Source organism: Desulfosporosinus fructosivorans, assembly GCF_004766045.1.
GTDB classification, from domain to species: Bacteria; Bacillota; Desulfitobacteriia; order Desulfitobacteriales; family Desulfitobacteriaceae; genus Desulfosporosinus; species Desulfosporosinus fructosivorans.
This window is the reverse complement of sequence record NZ_SPQQ01000006.1, coordinates 1-17,557: the sequence shown is the minus strand read 5'-3', so window position 1 is coordinate 17,557 and position 17,557 is coordinate 1. Positions and strand designations below refer to the sequence as shown.

Annotated in this window: 18 protein-coding genes; 3 read left to right on the top strand and 15 right to left on the bottom strand. The window is 42.2% G+C overall.

Annotation, left to right across the window (positions count from 1 at the left end):
- Positions 1 to 156: 156 nt before the first annotated feature.
- The 8 genes from E4K67_RS16605 to E4K67_RS16570 form a co-directional block, all read right to left on the bottom strand.
- Positions 157 to 744, bottom strand: coding sequence for a TetR/AcrR family transcriptional regulator (locus E4K67_RS16605; protein ID WP_135548674.1), 588 nt, complete (start codon positions 742 to 744; stop codon positions 157 to 159).
- Positions 745 to 828: 84 nt separating this feature from the next.
- A complete protein-coding gene (locus tag E4K67_RS16600) occupies positions 829 to 1,107 on the bottom strand; it encodes a FeoC-like transcriptional regulator (RefSeq protein ID WP_135548672.1) in 279 nt (92 codons plus the stop codon).
- A gap of 144 nt (positions 1,108 to 1,251) precedes the next feature.
- On the bottom strand, positions 1,252 to 3,339 hold the full coding sequence (gene feoB / locus E4K67_RS16595; protein ID WP_135548670.1) for a ferrous iron transport protein B: 2,088 nt from the start codon (positions 3,337 to 3,339) through the stop codon (positions 1,252 to 1,254).
- Between the two features lie 195 nt (positions 3,340 to 3,534).
- Entirely contained in the window at positions 3,535 to 3,828 is a 294-nt protein-coding gene (locus E4K67_RS16590) for a FeoA family protein (RefSeq protein ID WP_135548668.1), read from the bottom strand.
- A gap of 377 nt (positions 3,829 to 4,205) precedes the next feature.
- Positions 4,206 to 4,601 carry a RidA family protein gene (locus tag E4K67_RS16585; protein ID WP_135548666.1) on the bottom strand — a complete coding sequence of 132 codons (396 nt, stop codon included), beginning with the start codon at positions 4,599 to 4,601 and terminating at the stop codon, positions 4,206 to 4,208.
- 189 nt (positions 4,602 to 4,790) lie between these two features.
- Positions 4,791 to 5,117: a zinc-ribbon domain containing protein gene (locus E4K67_RS16580; protein WP_135548664.1), complete on the bottom strand. Its 327-nt coding sequence runs from the start codon at positions 5,115 to 5,117 to the stop codon at positions 4,791 to 4,793.
- A gap of 277 nt (positions 5,118 to 5,394) precedes the next feature.
- Positions 5,395 to 6,387, bottom strand: a complete 993-nt coding sequence (locus E4K67_RS16575) for an asparaginase (RefSeq protein ID WP_135548663.1) — start codon at positions 6,385 to 6,387, stop codon at positions 5,395 to 5,397.
- 22 nt (positions 6,388 to 6,409) lie between these two features.
- Positions 6,410 to 6,886 (bottom strand): HD domain-containing protein, encoded by a 477-nt coding sequence (locus tag E4K67_RS16570; protein WP_135548661.1) that lies wholly within the window; start codon positions 6,884 to 6,886, stop codon positions 6,410 to 6,412.
- Positions 6,887 to 6,995: 109 nt separating this feature from the next.
- Between E4K67_RS16570 and E4K67_RS16565 the strand changes: the two genes are divergently transcribed.
- Together E4K67_RS16565 and E4K67_RS16560 are read left to right on the top strand one after the other, a co-directional pair.
- On the top strand, positions 6,996 to 7,976 hold the full coding sequence (locus E4K67_RS16565; RefSeq protein ID WP_135548659.1) for a glycosyl hydrolase family 18 protein: 981 nt from the start codon (positions 6,996 to 6,998) through the stop codon (positions 7,974 to 7,976).
- Positions 7,977 to 8,394: 418 nt separating this feature from the next.
- The gene (locus E4K67_RS16560; RefSeq protein ID WP_135548657.1) at positions 8,395 to 9,069 is read left to right on the top strand and encodes a Crp/Fnr family transcriptional regulator; all 675 of its coding nucleotides are present in this window, start codon (positions 8,395 to 8,397) and stop codon (positions 9,067 to 9,069) included.
- Positions 9,070 to 9,075: 6 nt separating this feature from the next.
- Here E4K67_RS16560 and E4K67_RS16555 read toward each other — a convergent pair whose 3' ends face one another.
- Positions 9,076 to 9,918, bottom strand: coding sequence for a hypothetical protein (locus tag E4K67_RS16555; RefSeq protein ID WP_199242572.1), 843 nt, complete (start codon positions 9,916 to 9,918; stop codon positions 9,076 to 9,078).
- A gap of 137 nt (positions 9,919 to 10,055) precedes the next feature.
- On the opposite strand from E4K67_RS16555, the gene E4K67_RS16550 reads away from it, so the two are divergent.
- A complete protein-coding gene (locus E4K67_RS16550; RefSeq protein WP_135548655.1) occupies positions 10,056 to 12,305 on the top strand; it encodes a DEAD/DEAH box helicase in 2,250 nt (749 codons plus the stop codon).
- 204 nt (positions 12,306 to 12,509) lie between these two features.
- Here E4K67_RS16550 and rd read toward each other — a convergent pair whose 3' ends face one another.
- The 6 genes from rd to E4K67_RS16525 form a co-directional block, all read right to left on the bottom strand.
- Positions 12,510 to 12,668, bottom strand: coding sequence for a rubredoxin (rd, locus tag E4K67_RS16545; RefSeq protein ID WP_135548653.1), 159 nt, complete (start codon positions 12,666 to 12,668; stop codon positions 12,510 to 12,512).
- Between the two features lie 100 nt (positions 12,669 to 12,768).
- Positions 12,769 to 13,215: a hypothetical protein gene (locus E4K67_RS16540; protein ID WP_135548651.1), complete on the bottom strand. Its 447-nt coding sequence runs from the start codon at positions 13,213 to 13,215 to the stop codon at positions 12,769 to 12,771.
- A gap of 25 nt (positions 13,216 to 13,240) precedes the next feature.
- Positions 13,241 to 13,930, bottom strand: coding sequence for an HAD family hydrolase (locus E4K67_RS16535; protein WP_135548649.1), 690 nt, complete (start codon positions 13,928 to 13,930; stop codon positions 13,241 to 13,243).
- Positions 13,931 to 14,146: 216 nt separating this feature from the next.
- Positions 14,147 to 14,275: a hypothetical protein gene (locus E4K67_RS31135; protein ID WP_274594887.1), complete on the bottom strand. Its 129-nt coding sequence runs from the start codon at positions 14,273 to 14,275 to the stop codon at positions 14,147 to 14,149.
- 188 nt (positions 14,276 to 14,463) lie between these two features.
- Positions 14,464 to 16,629: an L-lactate dehydrogenase (quinone) large subunit LdhH gene (ldhH, locus tag E4K67_RS16530; RefSeq protein WP_135548647.1), complete on the bottom strand. Its 2,166-nt coding sequence runs from the start codon at positions 16,627 to 16,629 to the stop codon at positions 14,464 to 14,466.
- Positions 16,630 to 17,208, bottom strand: a complete 579-nt coding sequence (locus tag E4K67_RS16525; RefSeq protein ID WP_135548645.1) for a LutC/YkgG family protein — start codon at positions 17,206 to 17,208, stop codon at positions 16,630 to 16,632.
- Between the last annotated feature and the right edge of the window lie 349 nt (positions 17,209 to 17,557).

Sequence of the window (17,557 nt, the reverse complement as noted above, 5' to 3'; positions counted from 1 at the left end):
TACCATTAGTTCTTCCCTCAATAGTATTTGACATTTCCTTAAATATTACGCGATCTTTAACACATTGTGGAGTTCATTGTTGTCTTAATAAGTAGCATGGGAATCTCTACAAAGAAAAGGAAGGAATTACACAAGTGGTTCCTTCCTTTTTTGAGGTTAATCTTTAATTTTAAATGCACCACGTATCAAATCAATGACGGTATCTTCAACTCCGACTAAAGAACGAGGCTTCTTCGAAATCACCCAATCGCTAATTACTGCATCCAATGTCCCGAAGAACATCTGCCGGCCCACCTTTATGTCACTCAAAACAATTTCCTGTTTTTCAATTCCTTCAGCAAGCACTTGTTCAATCAATTGGAAATATTCTCTAAGTGGGCCAGAAATGGCTTCTCTAATCTGAGGGTCGGACTGTCTCACTTCAATCTGAGTTACGACGGCTAGTGAACGATTTTCCTGCATATATCTTAAGTGAGTCTGTACAATGGTCGATAGTCGTTCCTGCGTTGTTTGACATAGGATAACATCGTGACGGATCCGTTGAATAAATTGGCCCATCCTCTCCGAAAAAAGGCTGACCAAGATGTCTTCCTTATTCTTAAAATAAAGATAGATTGTACCATCAGCAACTCCAGCTAATCTGGCGATTTTTGATACTTGGCAGGAGAAATAGCCATACTCTGCAAACGCCTCTGTGGCAGCATCTAAAATTAATTGATATTTTTCTTCACGGGGCTTACTCATTCACTACACGAGCTCCCTTCTCCCCTGCATCACTACTATTAATATTAGAACATCATATCATAAAAGTTAAAATTTAAAAATACCTCACTTTAGTTCCGAACCCACGATTGCTAAGCCCCGCTCTGTGAGCTCCCAAACAGTGAATGATTCTGAGGATACAAACCCACATCCTTCACAGCGATCGGCTCCACAACTCGAACTACTACATGATTGCCCCAATCGTTCGCGGTGAATATATCCCATGTGTACCATTTGTTCCAAAGCACTTTCGATTTCCCCGATTGTACACCCTATCTCCTGAGCTAACTGAGTCATTGATAATGATTCCTTACGTGCTAGTATTCTCATAATACTTGTTAGCATAAACATTCACCCCCAGAGGGTTTAATCCAATTATTATATAACTCCCACTTCTACAAATGGAAGTGGGACTTCGTGCTCTGCTACGGTGGGGGCGGACTCCCCCACCGCGGTATCGATGTTCAATTATAATGGAACTAGTTCACTCTAATGAAAACCGAGGACCTGTCCTCCGTGAAAAACTATCCACCCCATGATAAAACTAAGGATTAGGTTATAAGCCACTCCAAAACTAGTCCATCCTAGACTCCCGGACTCCTTATACGTTGTTACAACTGAAGCTAGACAGGGAATATAGAGCATATATACTACTAGAAAAGTGTAGGCGTTTAAGGGGGTCATCGCTCCTGTCATAGCTTGGGCGATGGATTGCGAAGCATCTGCGGCGACACCATATAAAATGCCTAGCGTCGATAAAGTCGTTTCTTTTGCAGCAAATCCAAAGACAATAGCGACCATAATCCGCCAATCAAATCCTAAAGGCTCTCCGATAAAGGTTAACCAACCTCCCATTTTCCCTGCCCATGTCGCTTCCATGGAAACTCCTTGTGGATATGAACTCAGCACCCAGACCACGATAGAAGCAACTAAAATGAAAGTCCAAGCTCTTTTGAGAAAAGAGTAGGTTTTCTGCCAAGTAGGTAATAAGATATTACGAAATGTTGGGATATGGTACAGCGGTAATTCCATCACGAAGGCAGATCGTTCCGTTTGCTTGACCACTCTTCTCAGGAAAAGTGCTGAGAACATTACAAGGAGCATACTCAACATCAAAAGGCTCAGCATCACAACTGACCCTCGAGAACCTGGGAAGAATGCTGCCACGACAGCACTCATGACCCCTAACCGCGGAACACAGGGAATCAAAGGATTTAAGAGCATGGTTATCAACCGGTCTTTAGGATCTTCTAGGGTTCTTGTAGCCATAATTCCGGGAACATTACATCCGAAACCGGAAACCAAGGAAAAAAAAGATTTACCATGTAAACCCATCACTTGCATGAAACGGTCTCCCAAAAAAGCTGCACGAGCTAGATAACCACTATCTTGCATAAGGGAAAAAAAAGCAAAAAAAATAGCAATTTGAGGTACAAAAGCTAAAACAGCACCAACTCCTGCAAAGATCCCGTCTCGGACCAAACTCAGAACAAAGTCCGGAACTTGAGCCCATTGCAGTATACTAACAACTCTCTCCGCTGCCCATGCCATCCCTTGGGAGATTGCGCCACCTAATGGCGCACTCGCAACAAAAGAACCCCAAAATACGAAGGCTAATACCGCAAACATAATTGGATAACCCCAAATTGGAGAAAGAGCCCAAACATCGATCAGATCAGTCCATGTAGGCTTAGTGGGATTGAGATGTGTCCTAAACTTCGGCAGTATCTGAGAAATATACTGATACTTGGCATCCGCAAAGGCCATCTCAAAATGATCCTTGCTCCACCCTTCATCCTCATATTTCTGCAATAGATCCTCACCTGGAAGCACTGTCGTTTTTTGCAGCTCGTAGCTCGCGCCATCCCCAAGCTCACAGCATGAATCTTTATCCTTACTGTGTGTAGGTCTAGGCACGCTTGTCTTCCACTCTTGCCCAATTTCTGGATCTCTTTCGAGACGTTTAAGGGCTAACCAGCGCAATGGATATCTTGTGGCCCAGGAGTTTGTTGCCAAAAGTCTTTCCATATCCTGAACCTTAACCTCAAGATCTTCTGGATATGGAACTTTACCGGGTAATGGATCCTCTGCCAGCATGCCCACTCGAATAGCCTCGGTTAAGAACTCCTCGATCCCTTTTCCTTTGGCCGCAACGATTTCGACCACTGGAACATTCAATGCCTTGGCTAACTCCGAGGAATGGATCGTTATTCCGGAAGACTGTGCCAAGTCCATCATATTTAAGCCTATTACAACACGAGGGGCAAGTTCAAGAATCTGGAGAACAAGATAGAGATTTCTCTCAATATTCGAAGCGTCAACCATCGCCATTACAACATCTGGGTTTTCTCGGAGAATATATTCGCGTGTAATAATCTCTTCTTGGGAATAAGCTGTCAAACTATAAGTTCCTGGTAGATCAATCATTTCTATTGTCTGAGTGGCCCTTTGGATTATCCCAGACTTTCGTTCAACGGTTTTACCAGCCCAGTTTCCAACCTGTTGGTTAGAACCAGTTAAGACATTAAAAACCGTACTTTTTCCTACATTAGGGTTACCAACAAGAGCAATTTTCATGGACTTAGCCGCCTCTCTATTTTATGCTTCGTCACCATGTCTTAAGCGGCAGTAGACTCGTTCAACTAAAGTTAAACATCGAGACTTCGGGGGGGACTCTATCCCCACGAAGTGGAGTACGGGTCCGACTCCCACTTGTAGCAGTGAGTCTCACGATTGGATCTATAATTAAACTAGTTATAGACACCTAAGAATCTATCGGCTAGCTAATGGGTGTTCTATATGTCGTGTAGTGTCAATAGGATCTATATTTATCTGATGTGCTGTCGTAACAGCAATTCTAGCACATTCCCCTCGACGCATTGCTAAATAATACCCTTTTAGTCGAACCTGAAGTGGACCACCAAAGGGTGCACGACGAACAACTTCTAGCTCAACACCAGGAACGATACCCATATCCATCATCCTGCGGCGAATTGCTCCGCAACCTTGAATACACTCAACGCATGCACGTTCTCCTGGTTTTAAATCCCCTAAAAAGCGCTCCATCCTTCATCCCCCCTATAAAAAATGATAACCATTCTCACTCAATACCTAAAAAAAACGACTGAGAATTCATCTCATTTTTAGAATACTATTCTTTTCTAACTGTGTCAATAGAAAAATATTAGCACATATAGAACTACTCTATTTGTTGGTCCCATTACTTTATTCCAAGAAAATAGCAGGTGATTTTTTCTTGGAATAACTTTTACTAGTTTTAGATCTCCGTCGATGAAACGATGTTTGACACTGCTTACCTCAAATTCCACTACTTTGAATGTTAATTGAATAATATATCCTAACACTAAGGCCATAATAATGGTTCCTAATTCCTACAAAACCTTCTAATAAAGACCCAACAATCAGGGCGCTTTTTCCTCAGGTTACAAGCGTTGAGAAGTGTCTCTCCTGGCAATCATTTCGATTTCCACTTGTGCCCCTAGTGGCAACGAAGCTACCCCTATAGTAGTGCGAGCAGGATAAGGGGAAGAAAACTGAGTTGAGTATACCGAATTCATTGCTTGGAAATTACCCATGTCTGTTAGAAAAACGTTAACTTTAATGACATTATCTGGCGTCAAACCCGTTACGGATAAAACATTGAATAAATTTATAAAACACTGTTTAGTTTGAGCGACAATATCCCCAAGGACCAACTTTCCTGTTTTGGAATCAATTGGGGTTTGTCCTGAAAAATAGATCTGATTACCTGACTCAACTGCGTGCGAGTATGGACCAACTGCTACTGCTCCTTCAGCGGTATAAACTTTTCTTGGCATTTTAAGCACTCCCCATAATTGAATATCCTCTTTCAATAAGAATCTTCGTCATGAAGGGTCCAATCCCCTTTCTTATTCCTAGATAAAAATTGGCAGAACAGTGAACGAGTCAATATTGTTCACAATTTCAAAATTGCTAAAACCAAAAAAAGCCAGGGTGTTACACCCTGACCTTTTGTTAATTTCGTTCTAGTAACGGCGCATTGATTGGAAGCACTCACGGCAATACACAGGTTTTTCACCAGAAGGTTGGAAAGGAACTTCTGTTTGAACACCGCAACTTGCGCAGACTGCAGGGAACATTTCACGTTGTGGGCGACTACCACTACTTCCGAAACTACCACCGCCATAATTATTGCGGCCCCCACCATTTTGTTGCTTGCGAGCTTGACGACAAGCTGGGCAACGTGTTGGATCATTTTCGAAACCTTTTTCCGCATAGAAATCTTGTTCGCTAGCCGTGAAAACAAATTCCTGACTACAATCGCGGCATGATAAATTTTTGTCCTGAGCCATAATAACTCCTCCTTATTGGGTGTTCCTTGTACGCGTGGGATCCTCCATTAATTTTCATCCGTTCACCAAATAAGGTCAGTATTATGGATTCCAATTTAGTTAGCCCCATGTCTTAACAAGCACACGGTCAGTATAGCAGAGCGATTGCTTAGAAGCAATCTAAACTTTCCAGATAATGAGCACTTTTTATCATCTTCAATATACTTTTTTCAAACAAATCAACCGAATCGCTAATGTAACAGCAGTAGTTAGAACTATTGTTACATTGGCGACTATATCAAGAAATATTTACAGCACCATTTGCCAGCATCTTTCTCAATTCCTTTTTATCCATTCCTTGCCCTAATGCAATACTTAAAAACAAGCGCACCTTTTCTGTCGATAAATCCGCAGCAAACCAAGCCCCTACCCGTTCAAGGTCTGCTCCCCCACCAGGATATCCATAGACAGGAGCAGTACGCCCAAACAAACATCGGGACGTGATTACTACCGGAATGCCGCAAGAGATAATTTCAGCAATCTTCTCTACCAAAGAAGGGGGTAAATTACCACGTCCAAAAGCTTCGATCACTAAAGCCTCAGTTCCGTCGTGAACAAATGCTAGCAAGATATTCCCATTCATACCCGTATAAGCCTTACATATTGAGACACTTGCTAACGTCTTGGGAACTCCCAGCTTAACGGAGTGTTCAGGTTTGCGATGCCAAATGACCTCCCCGGTATCAATACTTCCTAATGCTCCGATATCTCCGGAATTGAAGGCGTCGACATGACTAGTATGCAATTTGCGCACATCACGCGCTGAGTTAATTTCTTCATTGAGCGCGATGAGCACTCCTCGATTGACGGCCCGCGGATCTAAAGCTATGCGCAGGGCATTATGTAAATTACGTGGCCCGTCTGAATCACTCTCTGAAGCGTCTCTTTGAGATGCGGTTAGAATCACCGGGCGTGGATCTTTTATGGCGACATCTAAGAAATATGCTGTTTCTTCAAGCGTATCCGTACCGTGGGTAATGATAATCCCTTTTAATACAGGGTCACGTAAAAAGCGCTGCTCAACTTCCATCGCTAACGTCATCATATGCTGGGGGTCAATATTACAACTTGCAACATTGCTTAATTCACAGATTTCCCAGTCCGATTCTTGGCTCAGCTCTGGCAAGCTCTCGATTAATTCGTGACCGCTCACAGCTGGAACTACTTTTCCAGCTTCATCCTTGCGCATGGCAATAGTTCCACCTGTAGCAATTAGAAGTACTTTATTCATAAATAGTTACCCTTCCTTACAATCAACCTATTCCTAACTCCAATAATTGCTGCTGCAACCTAGCAATATGATGTACTTTAACAATTTCTTCTCCATGCCAGTAACAGTCTAAAATATCCGCATCTTTAACAAGTTCTTCAAGGGGGGTTCCAATTTGTTCTTTCTTAGAATGGTTTATAACCGCTTGAATAATCTGTTCTCTTGTCTCTTCAGACCCCTTCCACTCGGCTAAAAATAGGCGGGCAGGTTCCTCTCCTTTTGGGGCATGGTCAATCTGTCGCCCCGAGATCCAGCGGCCCATATCATGGATGGCACACGCCAAGGCTGCCTGTTCTATATTCACATTCCGCTTTTGTGCTAGGATACGACCGATTTGGGCGCAGCTTGTCGCGTGTATTTTTTCCCATATTATAGGATAATCACGTTTTATAGTTTGCTCCTCCAAGTAATTCAATAAACTATAAATCCTTTGCAAATCATTAATAAAAGCCTTATTCATCCAAGCGCCACCTCTACTTACCATATTTTACTACTCCAAAAAATATAATTTCTACACTTTAACCTCATATCCTATCCTAGGAGTATTGTAACATAAGGAGGAGGTCTGTTTGACTTCACATTGGACACCCACAGCACGACGCCTTATAGACAAACGATTATGGATACTCGGATACATATCTGAGGATTTCCAAGACGACTTGCGCTCATTAAACTCACTTCAACAACAAGGCTCCCACATAGATGTTTATGCTGATTTTGCATTTATGCTTCAGGCGGATGGTCAATTCAGCGGTCAAGTTAATATACTTGCACTTCAAGAGGCCACTGCGCGGGGCATAGCACCTCTTATTCTCTTTCATAATTTTAACGGGAAGATCTTTGATCCACTGCCTTTGCGTTCTGTTTTATCATCCACGACTACTCAGCGGAATTGCATAAGCCAAATGCTCCATCTACTTCCTCCTAATATAGCAGGAGTACAGGTGGATTTTGAAGGGGTTGAGGCCCCCTACCGCATTCCATTTTTATCTTTTCTAGAATCCCTTAGAACCTCATTACATGCACGCGGGTTACTATTGACCATTGCTATACCTGCAAAACGTTCAGAGAGCGAAGCTCCAGGCTATGACTTTGCGGGAATTGGGCGGTTCTGCGATTCCATAACCTTAATGACCTATGACGAGCACTACTCTGGCGGTGCACCTGGTCCTATAGCAAGTTTACCCTGGATGACTCAAGCGCTCGACTATGCCATCCGCTACATTCCTCGCGAAAAGATACTATTAGGAATTCCAGTCTATGGTTACGTTTGGTCCAGCGCACCCACTCAAATTCTCCCAATGCGGGATATTCCTGAATTGGCCGCTCGAACCAACGCACGCATCCTTTGGTCAGACTCCGCAGTTGAGCCATATTTTTATTATTGGCTAGGAAGAGTTAGACATACAGTATGGTATGAAAGTGAACTATCAGCAAAGATTCGCTTAGGTTTTGTCAAAAGTTATAGTCTAAGAGGCATTGCCATTTGGCGACTTGGTTATGAAGCAAATCGTTTCTGGCAAGAGTTAACTAGCAAACTCAAGCGATAAGCAAATTTAGCTTTAACAACAATTAGAGCATCTTCTGCGAGAGGATGCTCTTTTCCTACTTGTTCTTTGGACCTTTAACATCTATTATAAAACTATTGGAAAATCTAAGGAAGTGAAATTTAAATAATTTAATACTCGACAATTAGGTTGAATTTATTACGATAATTGCCGTTAATACTATGCCTACAAATAATGCTACTACTCTAAAAGGGTTGTTGATGGTCGATTGAATGCGCACCTGAGTTACTTCTATGTCAACCATACACTATTCCTCCTCAGAGCCAATATTTAATGTAGTTGAAATTACTCGGCACACTGTGAAAACGAGCAGACGTAAAAGTCCTACATTAAATACTATGCTATACTGGGCAAAACGTCCATAATTAGATTACAATTGCTATAAAATGAGGTGTAATCCATGCTTAACGCTGAGGAACTTCTCCGTTTTTCTCTATTTTCGACCTTAACTCCTAAAGACGTCTCTCTCTTGCTCCCTCATCTAAAAGAACGCCATTACCGACGTGGACAATTATTGTTTTTTGAAGGGGAGATTGGATCATGCGTGTATTTTGTACTTTCTGGACAAGTTAAACTCAGTAAATCGACGCCAGAGGGTACTGAACAGATTTTCGATTGGTGCGGCCCCTATGATTGTTTCGCCGAAGTATTACTTCTTGAAGACGGCTCCTACCATGCAACGGCTGAAGTGCTTCAAGACAGCACACTATTAGTCCTCCATAACGAAGTAATGCCTAGCATACTGGAAGCTAGCCCTGCGCTCTCTGTGGCTCTCATTCGCACTTTGAGTCGGCGCTTACGACTAGCCCAAGAGTTTATTAGAATCTTAACTAACCGATCTACTGCAGGAATACTTGCTGCCCTTTTCCTGCGCCTCGCCCAACCTGCCCACCAGCCTGGACAACCAATATTTGTTGATGCGTCACTTACTCACCGTGATCTAGCCAGTATGATTGGGACAAGTCGAGAGTGTGTCAACCGCTCCATCAATGGATGGAAAAAATCCGGAGTTCTAAGGCTAGTCGGCGATCGGTTAGAAATTATCAAGCCCTCTGAATTAGCGGAATGGCCTTGACCCTTATTATATTAGATTTTCTGATCGTTCAAGTTGATTAATAATATGCCAACACTCTTCCCAGCTTATATTCAACTGACGCCGCCAGAAAACCATAGTAGCACGCGTTTTTTCACACGTTCGATCATTAAGCAAACTTTGACTCGGCAACTTACCGCCCCAACCTTTAACCCACTCTTGATAGCACTGAATCAGTTCAGACGATTGGTTTTTTAGATATCGAAGGGTATATATACTCGTTAGCCAATGGATCGCCTCGTCTTCTCCGCCCCTAGAATATACTTGCCCATCTAAATCTGTCCCGGCAATTAAGAGGAGTAAAAATATGAAATGAACACGCACAACCTGTCGCAAGGATTCAGGATTCATCTGGAGGATTTCTGCAAATCGTCCTAAGGGCTTCAGAAATAGTTTAACGTTAGGGTCTTTATAAGTACAAATTCCAAAAGCAGCTAACGGGATAGGGAAAATATCCTCTAGCCCACACTCTTTTAGTTGATCTACTAAATCTCGTTCAGCCTGAGCTAAACGTTGTTCTCTTATTAAGAGTTGGTCTGTCGTGTCTTTTAAGAAGGATTCCGCGTCTCTAGGACGATCTGGCAGAGAATCAGCCCATTCACGTAAACGGGAGCGCCGTGGCATGAGAATATCGATCAATGATCCAGTTTCTTGATGCAATAGCTTAAATCCTTGGCGTACCCGTTCGGGATCACGATATAATCCCCGCATTAACATTTCCGCTGCACGTGGAATTTCCATCGATTCTGTAAACCGAACTATTGATTCTCCGTTTCTTTCTGGAAACTTAAGTCCCATTGCTTGCTCAATCTCTAATCGCAAAGAAGACACGCTGCTCCCCCCTTAGCCCTTGTCTATTTCATCATATGGATTCTAGTGCCCATTCAGACCACTCTGCGCCTAAAGTTGACCAATATTCGCCATTTTGTTAATATAAGTAAAATGAAATCAGAAACGAGCTGACTCACATGTCTAAACGCACCTATCATCAATTTACCCTTGACCCTTTTCAAGAAGAGGCACTAGATGCCATTGATGCTGGAAAATCCGTCATTGTTGCTGCTCCTACCGGGACAGGTAAGACTCTTGTTGCTGATTATTTGATTGAAAAGGCTATGAATGAACATCTAAGAGTTATCTATACAGCGCCTATCAAAGCGTTAAGTAATCAAAAATACAGAGACTTCAAAGCACAGTTTGGAGAAGAGGCAGTCGGTATTATGACCGGGGATGTAGTCCTTAATCCTACTGCTCCACTTCTTATAATGACTACAGAAGTCTTTCGCAACCAAGTCATCACAGAAGATCCTAATCTTGAGTTTGTCTCTCATATTATTTTTGATGAGATCCACTGGCTGAATGACGAGGAACGCGGAACAGTATGGGAAGAGTCTATTATTCTTGCACCCGCGAAAATGAAACTTCTGGGTTTAAGTGCGACCATCGCTAACGCCCAACACTTAGTGGATTGGATCAAATCCATACGGCATGAAGATGTCGCTCTCATCGAAGAATCCAAGCGAGTTGTTCCGTTAGAATACTATTACTACACTAAAGACACCGGGCTTGTCGATTATGATCAACTCTGGCATTATTATCGCCAGAAACTCAAAGATCGTATTAACGATGATAATCCTTTTGGACCAACCACTCACCTAGATCTTGTACGTACAATTCAACGCGAACATCTTCCAGCACTTTTCTTCGTTTTCAGTCGAAAACAATGTGCTATAAAAGCCATGGAATTATCGACGATTGCCAATTATTTAAACTCTCCAGAACGCCGTATTGTTGAAAATAAATTCCTTATGCTCTTTGGTCCTGAAATCGATTGGTCATCGTCTACTCGTCAGCTTAAGCGTTTGTGTTCAAAAGGGATTGCTTATCATCATGCAGGTTTGCTTCCTTCCCAAAAAGTCGTGGTTGAAGAACTCTTCCTAGAACGCTTAATCAAAGTGCTCTACTGCACTGAAACCTTTAGTGTTGGAATTAACTATCCCGTCAAAGCAGTTTGTTTCGACTCCCTGAGCAAATATGATGGACACAATTTCCGCGCACTTGCTAACCACGAATTTTTCCAAATGTCCGGTCGCGCAGGGCGAAGGGGTCTTGATGAAAAAGGGTATTCTTTTGCTGTCGTAGACTTAGCCTATATGGAAAAAAGTCCACCCCCTAAATTCCAGTTAAATCGGCTTGAACCACTTACCAGCCAATTTAGACTTACCTACAATACCGTTCTCAACCTTACAGCAACTCTTACGCAAAGCCAGATTGAAACTTACTTCCAAAAAAGTTTTGCCGCCTATAGTTACCATTTAAGTTCCAAGCAACTTCACGCTGAATTGGCGGGAATCGAGCAACAACTCGAAGGAGCACAACATCACCTCTGCGAAGCGGTTGGAACGTTTACCTGTCCTTTGAAACACCACCCCAAGCGCAAAGAATTTGAAAAGCTAAAGAAAACCTATAAGGCTTTAGGACCTCGCAAGCAAACTCGCGTTTACGGACGAGAGATGGCTCGAAAAATCAAGGCTTGGGATAAACTGTTATCGCTGACACCAAAGAGTTGCCCGTCAGCACGCCAAGATAGCTGCAAGGAACATAGCAAGAGCTACTTAGCGATACAACAGCGCAGCAAGGAGCTTCAAACGGCCTTAGCGGGCCTTCCAGAGGAAAATGCGTTTCTCCTTGAATTTGAATACAAAAAAACTCACCTTCGTCAATTAGGCTACATGCGAGAAGATGAGCTCCTCCCTCGTGGTACCTGTGCTAGTCGTATATATGTACAAGAACTTCTGGTTACAGAGCTTATTTACTCTGACATATTCGCCCAAATCGATGACGATCAGCTTAACGCTTTGCTGTCGAGCGTCGACTTCGAAGCACGGAAAAATGATGTATTTCAGCGTGCTGGAGTTTTCGATACCGCGCCAGTCAAAGAAATCTGCGAGTACATCCAAAGTATTTGTGGTGAAGACTCAGTAAGATACGACCCGCGCGTAGCGGGGATTACTTACGCCTGGAGCCAAGGTTCAACGTTTGTCGAAATACAATCATTATGTAATCTTGATGAGGGCGACATCATCAGTGTTTTTAGGCGAACCATCGATCTCTTGCGCCAGATGAGAGAGGCCACAAGCGATTCCCTTTTGCGAACGCGTTTAAAAGCATGCATGACAAAACTTGATCGGGATGAGGCAGCTATTATGGAACTGTAAGGGTAATTCATCAATTACCCTTTCCCCCTTTCATCTATAATAACCAGTAATGTCAATTCACTGAATTGCTTGTCTCTCATATCCCTCACTGAAGAAACGAGGGCAATTCGAGAATTGCCACTACAAGTTGAAAAATAAAACTAAAAGGGAAAAGCGATTGTTCGCTTTTCCCTTTTAGTTTCCCATGATACAAGCACTTTTCAGTTACTCAGCTTCAAACTCATCTTTACCTACTCCACAAACTGGGCAGACCCAATCAGCCGGAATATCCTCAAACGCTGTACCTGGTGCAACACCAGAGTCAGGATCTCCAACTGCAGGATCATAAACATAGCCACAAGCGGAACAAACATACTTTTTCATAAGAACTCCTCCTAAAATTTAATGAATTTAAATTAGTATGAATTATAACATCTCTTCGAGACTATAGCAAATTTATCCATCAACAAATCCCATCATAATATCACCTCAACGATGGATTGTAAAATGAAATATTGTAATTCATAATAACATAGCGACGAAAATTCTCAGCACATTGGCAAGGCTCCAAGTGTTCGCAAAAGCCAACCTCAAGTTTACCCGTCAAATGATGGTGCAAAATATGTACATTCACAAATAAGTGACTCACTTGTTCATTTAATTCTAAATAGTGGCGTGAGGCAAAATAGAAAATAACCAACATGACTACACTCATAACTAACCCTCTCCCAAGCAAAAACCACGGGAGTAAAATAATACATATCCCAAGAAATAATAGGATAAAGATCCAGATCATTTCCTGAACTTTAGCAGCTTTCCATTCGTTATATCGGCCAAGAAATTCACAGAACAAATGACCCATACGCTCTGAGGGCACTGGGATATCCTGGTTTTCTATTGTTTTAAGTATGGGCTGGCAAATTATTCCCACCCATATCTCCCCTCTTTCCAGCAAATTACAAATTCCCTTGCCCAATTAACCGGAAAAGATCGTCAAGATTGCCTGCGTAATCAGTCTCTTCTAATCCTATGGATCCAACGAAAAACGTCTTCATCCCTAGTTCTCGACAAACCAAGTCTTGCGTGTGCCCACTGACAATTAAACAATTATCAGGTTTAACTCCAAGACTTTCCGCAACTTCTCTAAAAAATCCTAGGTGAGGTTTAAAGAAATGGAAATTATCTAAGGAAGGAATGATCTTAAAATGTTCAGGAGTGAGCCCAGCCCAGCTTATATGTTCCTGCATAGCATTTAACGGGAGTATTGCATTGGAGGCAACAGCGGTTAAAAACCCCTGTTGAATGGCATATTCAACCACCTTAACTCCTTGAGGAATAGCCTGAACCAGACACCGTAAAGCCGGAAAATCGGATTCATAAAACTCCTCAAAAATTGGCTGCAGTGTTTGAATAGATTGCCCTGTAGCCTTACTGAAATCGTCATAGAAGCTCTGTATATTTGTCTGCCCAGGTTTAGGTTCACTTCGCGCAACTTCCAACGATTTTGAAAATTGTTTTGAAAATTTATCAGGTGAAAGCAGATGAGCAAAGCGCGGGGCCAGGATTCCAAGATAATTGCGCATGAAAGCGATCGCATCAATATTTATGAGTGTATCCTCAAGGTCAAAGAGAATGGCTTGGATCAATGTTGTGTCCTCCTAATCGAGGTCTGAAACACAGAACGATTGCTTGTTCCGGTTCTATTTTATATTATTCTCCTTTTCCTTGCGATTTCCTCCTAGTGTTTGAGATGTTCCATTAAACATTTATATTCCCTTTTATATAAAATATATTCATTTATTCAACAATTATTGAAAATGGAGCCTCAAGGGATAGTCATCCCTCGAAGCTCCTTAAAGTTCTCAGTCTCGCAACGACCCGCTCTGATCACAGAGGTGCAATACTGAGACCATCCCTCCGTAATGAGCTGCAGACACATTAGGTGGGTCATTACTTTCCTTTGTGAGGCTAAAGGAATTGCTTCCTGGCATTCCTTCTCCTCCCACGCCTACACCTTTTCTCCTTTACGCGATTTCGCTCGCTTTCGAGGCAACGATTGCCTTACTACTTTCGGATAAAAAAGATGTCTGCTTCTACTAGTATACTTCTTGGCTACCATTAAAAAATCCTTGGGTGAAAAACAGAACTTTTCCACTAATATTGTAATATTGTCCTCTGACTACTTCTTATTCTTTTTCTTTGAGTTTTTCCGTTTTTCTAAAAGAAGCTCAGCTGTGTGAATTACTTTGATTTTTGGGTTTTTCTTATCTAAGCCGCCACCAATTTGCATTAAACATCCTGGGCAATCCACAACCACGAAATCTGCACCTGTCTCTTCAATGTTTTTCATTTTCCGATCCAAGATTGGTCCCGATATTTCAGGGAACTTTATCGAATAAGAGCCGGCGAAACCACAGCACCGATCGGATTCTTTCATTTCAATTAGCTCGACCCCTGCTGTATCTGTCAATATTTTACGAGGTTCAGCGAAAACTCCCATAGACCGTTTCAGGTGACAAGAATCATGATACGTTATTTTCATCGGTACGCCGTCTCCACCTGCAGGCAATCCGCCTAAGTCAAATAACAATTTGGAGAAGTCTCTAGATTTTCTGCTCAGCTCTTCAGCGCGGGCTAATAAGGCTGGATCATCTTCGACGAGTTCTTTGAAACTGTCGATTAAAGCATGGGTACAGGTTGGACATCCACTTACAACATAATCAACCTTTTCGGCTTCCAGCGCTTCGATATTCATGACTGCACACTTACGTGCATTTTTACGATCACCCATGTACGTTGCAGGAGCACCGCAACAAGATTGTCCATCCGGGAATACGACTTCATACCCTTTTTCATTCAGTCCAGCAATAATCCCTTCTCCAATTTTTGGATAGACAAAGTCAATCAGGCAACCAGCATAAAGGGCAACCTTACCTTTTGGATTTTTAACCTCTTGCTTGACCTTTTTGATTACATCACGGAAGGGAACCTTAGCAACCGTCGGTAGACTTTTCTGTTCTGTAAGTCCGGAGAGAAACATAGGTAAATGCCGAATAACAGGTTGCCCTTTGGAGAACGGTAATTGGGCAAGTGAAGCAACACGTAACATTGAATGAAACAGGCGCCGATTCGATACTACATCCAAGGCGAATTTCGGGACTGCTCCGATTCCATCCTTTTCCCCCATCCGATTACGCAGTTCTAAAATCATCTGAGGAATATCTAACTTTCCAGGACATACTTCCGTACACTTTCCACATTGTAGACATAGATTTTGCGGATTTTTAGCGTCTCTTTCTGAATTTACAAAGTTGGTTAAGATGGTTCCAATGCCACCGGTATAAATATGTCCATAGACGTGCCCACCCAAGAGTTGGAACGCAGGGCATACATTGAGACAAGAGGCACATCGAACACACTGGAAGGTCTTTTTAAACTTTTCGTCGTTAAACATCTTCCTACGACCATTGTCAATGATGACGATGTGAAAGTCCTTATCCTTAATCGTACCATCAGCATAGTAGGCTGGGGTAGGTCCAGTTATCATAGTTACATAACTAGTAATCAGCTGACCAGTTGCACTCTTTGGAAGCGCCTGTATGATGTGTTGTGCATCTTCAAACTTCGGAACGAATTTTTCCATACCTACTAAGAAGACTTGAGTAGGGGGTAAGGTATTTGTAAGCCGTCCGTTCCCTTCATTTGTCAGCATCATCAGTGTCCCAGTTTCAGCAACGGCAATGTTAGCTCCTGAAATGCCCATTTCAGCTTCTAGAAACTTCTTACGAAGTTCTACTCTGGCGGTTTTAACAAGTTCGGCAATAACTGGTTGCTCAACCCGTTTTAAATGACCGCTAAATGTCGTGGCGACTTCTTCTTTTGTCATATGGATTGCTGGCAAAACCATGTGAGACGGATGTTGTCCAGCGAGTTGTACAATCCATTCGCCTAAGTCTGTTTCTTGGACGTCAATTCCATCGGCAATCAAATCGTCATTTAATAAAATCTCTTCAGAGACCATTGATTTAGATTTTACAATTCGTTTAATTCCCTTTTTCTTAACTAAGTCACTGACATATTTCTTGGCATCGGTTGCAGTAGCTGCACGATAAACCTTAGCTCCTCTTGCCGTTGCTGCTTTTTCGAATTGATCCATCATTTCATCGATATGGTTTGCCGCATAAGACTTAACTTGCACAATGTTTTCACTGAGTGCATCAAAGTCATAACCCTCATACGCTTTAGCACGAGCTAAAATATAGGCATCGCCAAAACGACCTAAAGCACCACGTAAAACGTCATCTCCCAGAGCTTTTGAAATTTTTGTTTTAAAATCTTTGTCCATTTAAGCCACTCCCTCTACTTGTTCATCAACAAAGATTACTATAAGTTGTTTCGGGCCATGAACCCCAACTGTCAGGACGCGTTCAATATCCGAAGTTCTGCTGGGACCTGTGATAAAACCCACAAATCCGGGAATTTGAGGAAGTTGATGAATTGTTGTCATAGCTTCCGCTAAAGTAGCCATCATGGTAGACGTCGAAACCAAAGCTATGTGAATGGGAATAAGAGTTGAGCATAGACGATCATCAACACTTGCATCTTCCCTAGCCTGAACAAGCGTTCCAAATTCAGCAATAGCATAGTCAACTTGTGTTATCCCCGCATGCGCGTCCGGTGTGACTTCTCTAAAACGATCTGTATAAACGGTTATACCTGCTTCGCCTATTTGTTTAGCAAACTCTCCCCTTAGAGAGATTGAAGAATTCAAGAGTGCTACATTTTCAATCCCTTTTTCTTTCATCACTTTGCAAGCAAGTTCTCCTGCTTCTTTTGCAGTCTTAACACGAAAACACTCTCCAGATAACACTTCTACTCTTGCTTGAAATTTTTCAAATAATTCAGTGGTTTGGTCAACTCCCATTTTGAACCTTCCTCCTTAAATATTTCCATCTTAAGTAATTGCAAATTTGTGGTCAGACCATCATACCATCTAATTAATTCATTTTAAAGTATTTTTCAATAAATTGCAATATCCAATCGTTAAAAATTGCAAATATTTAGACGACAAAAGGGCTTCTCAGTAAACTGAAAAACCCCTTTGATAAGTACAGACTTTTCTATAGAACCCTATCCCCTACTGAAATAGGCTTTGAGCAGCAGCTATTGCCATCTGAGCAAGAGGCGTTGGATAAAGACCAATTACAAGCGTAATTACCATGGTAAAGACCAACGTAAACTTCATTGCCCCATGAACTGGTACATCCGGTAAC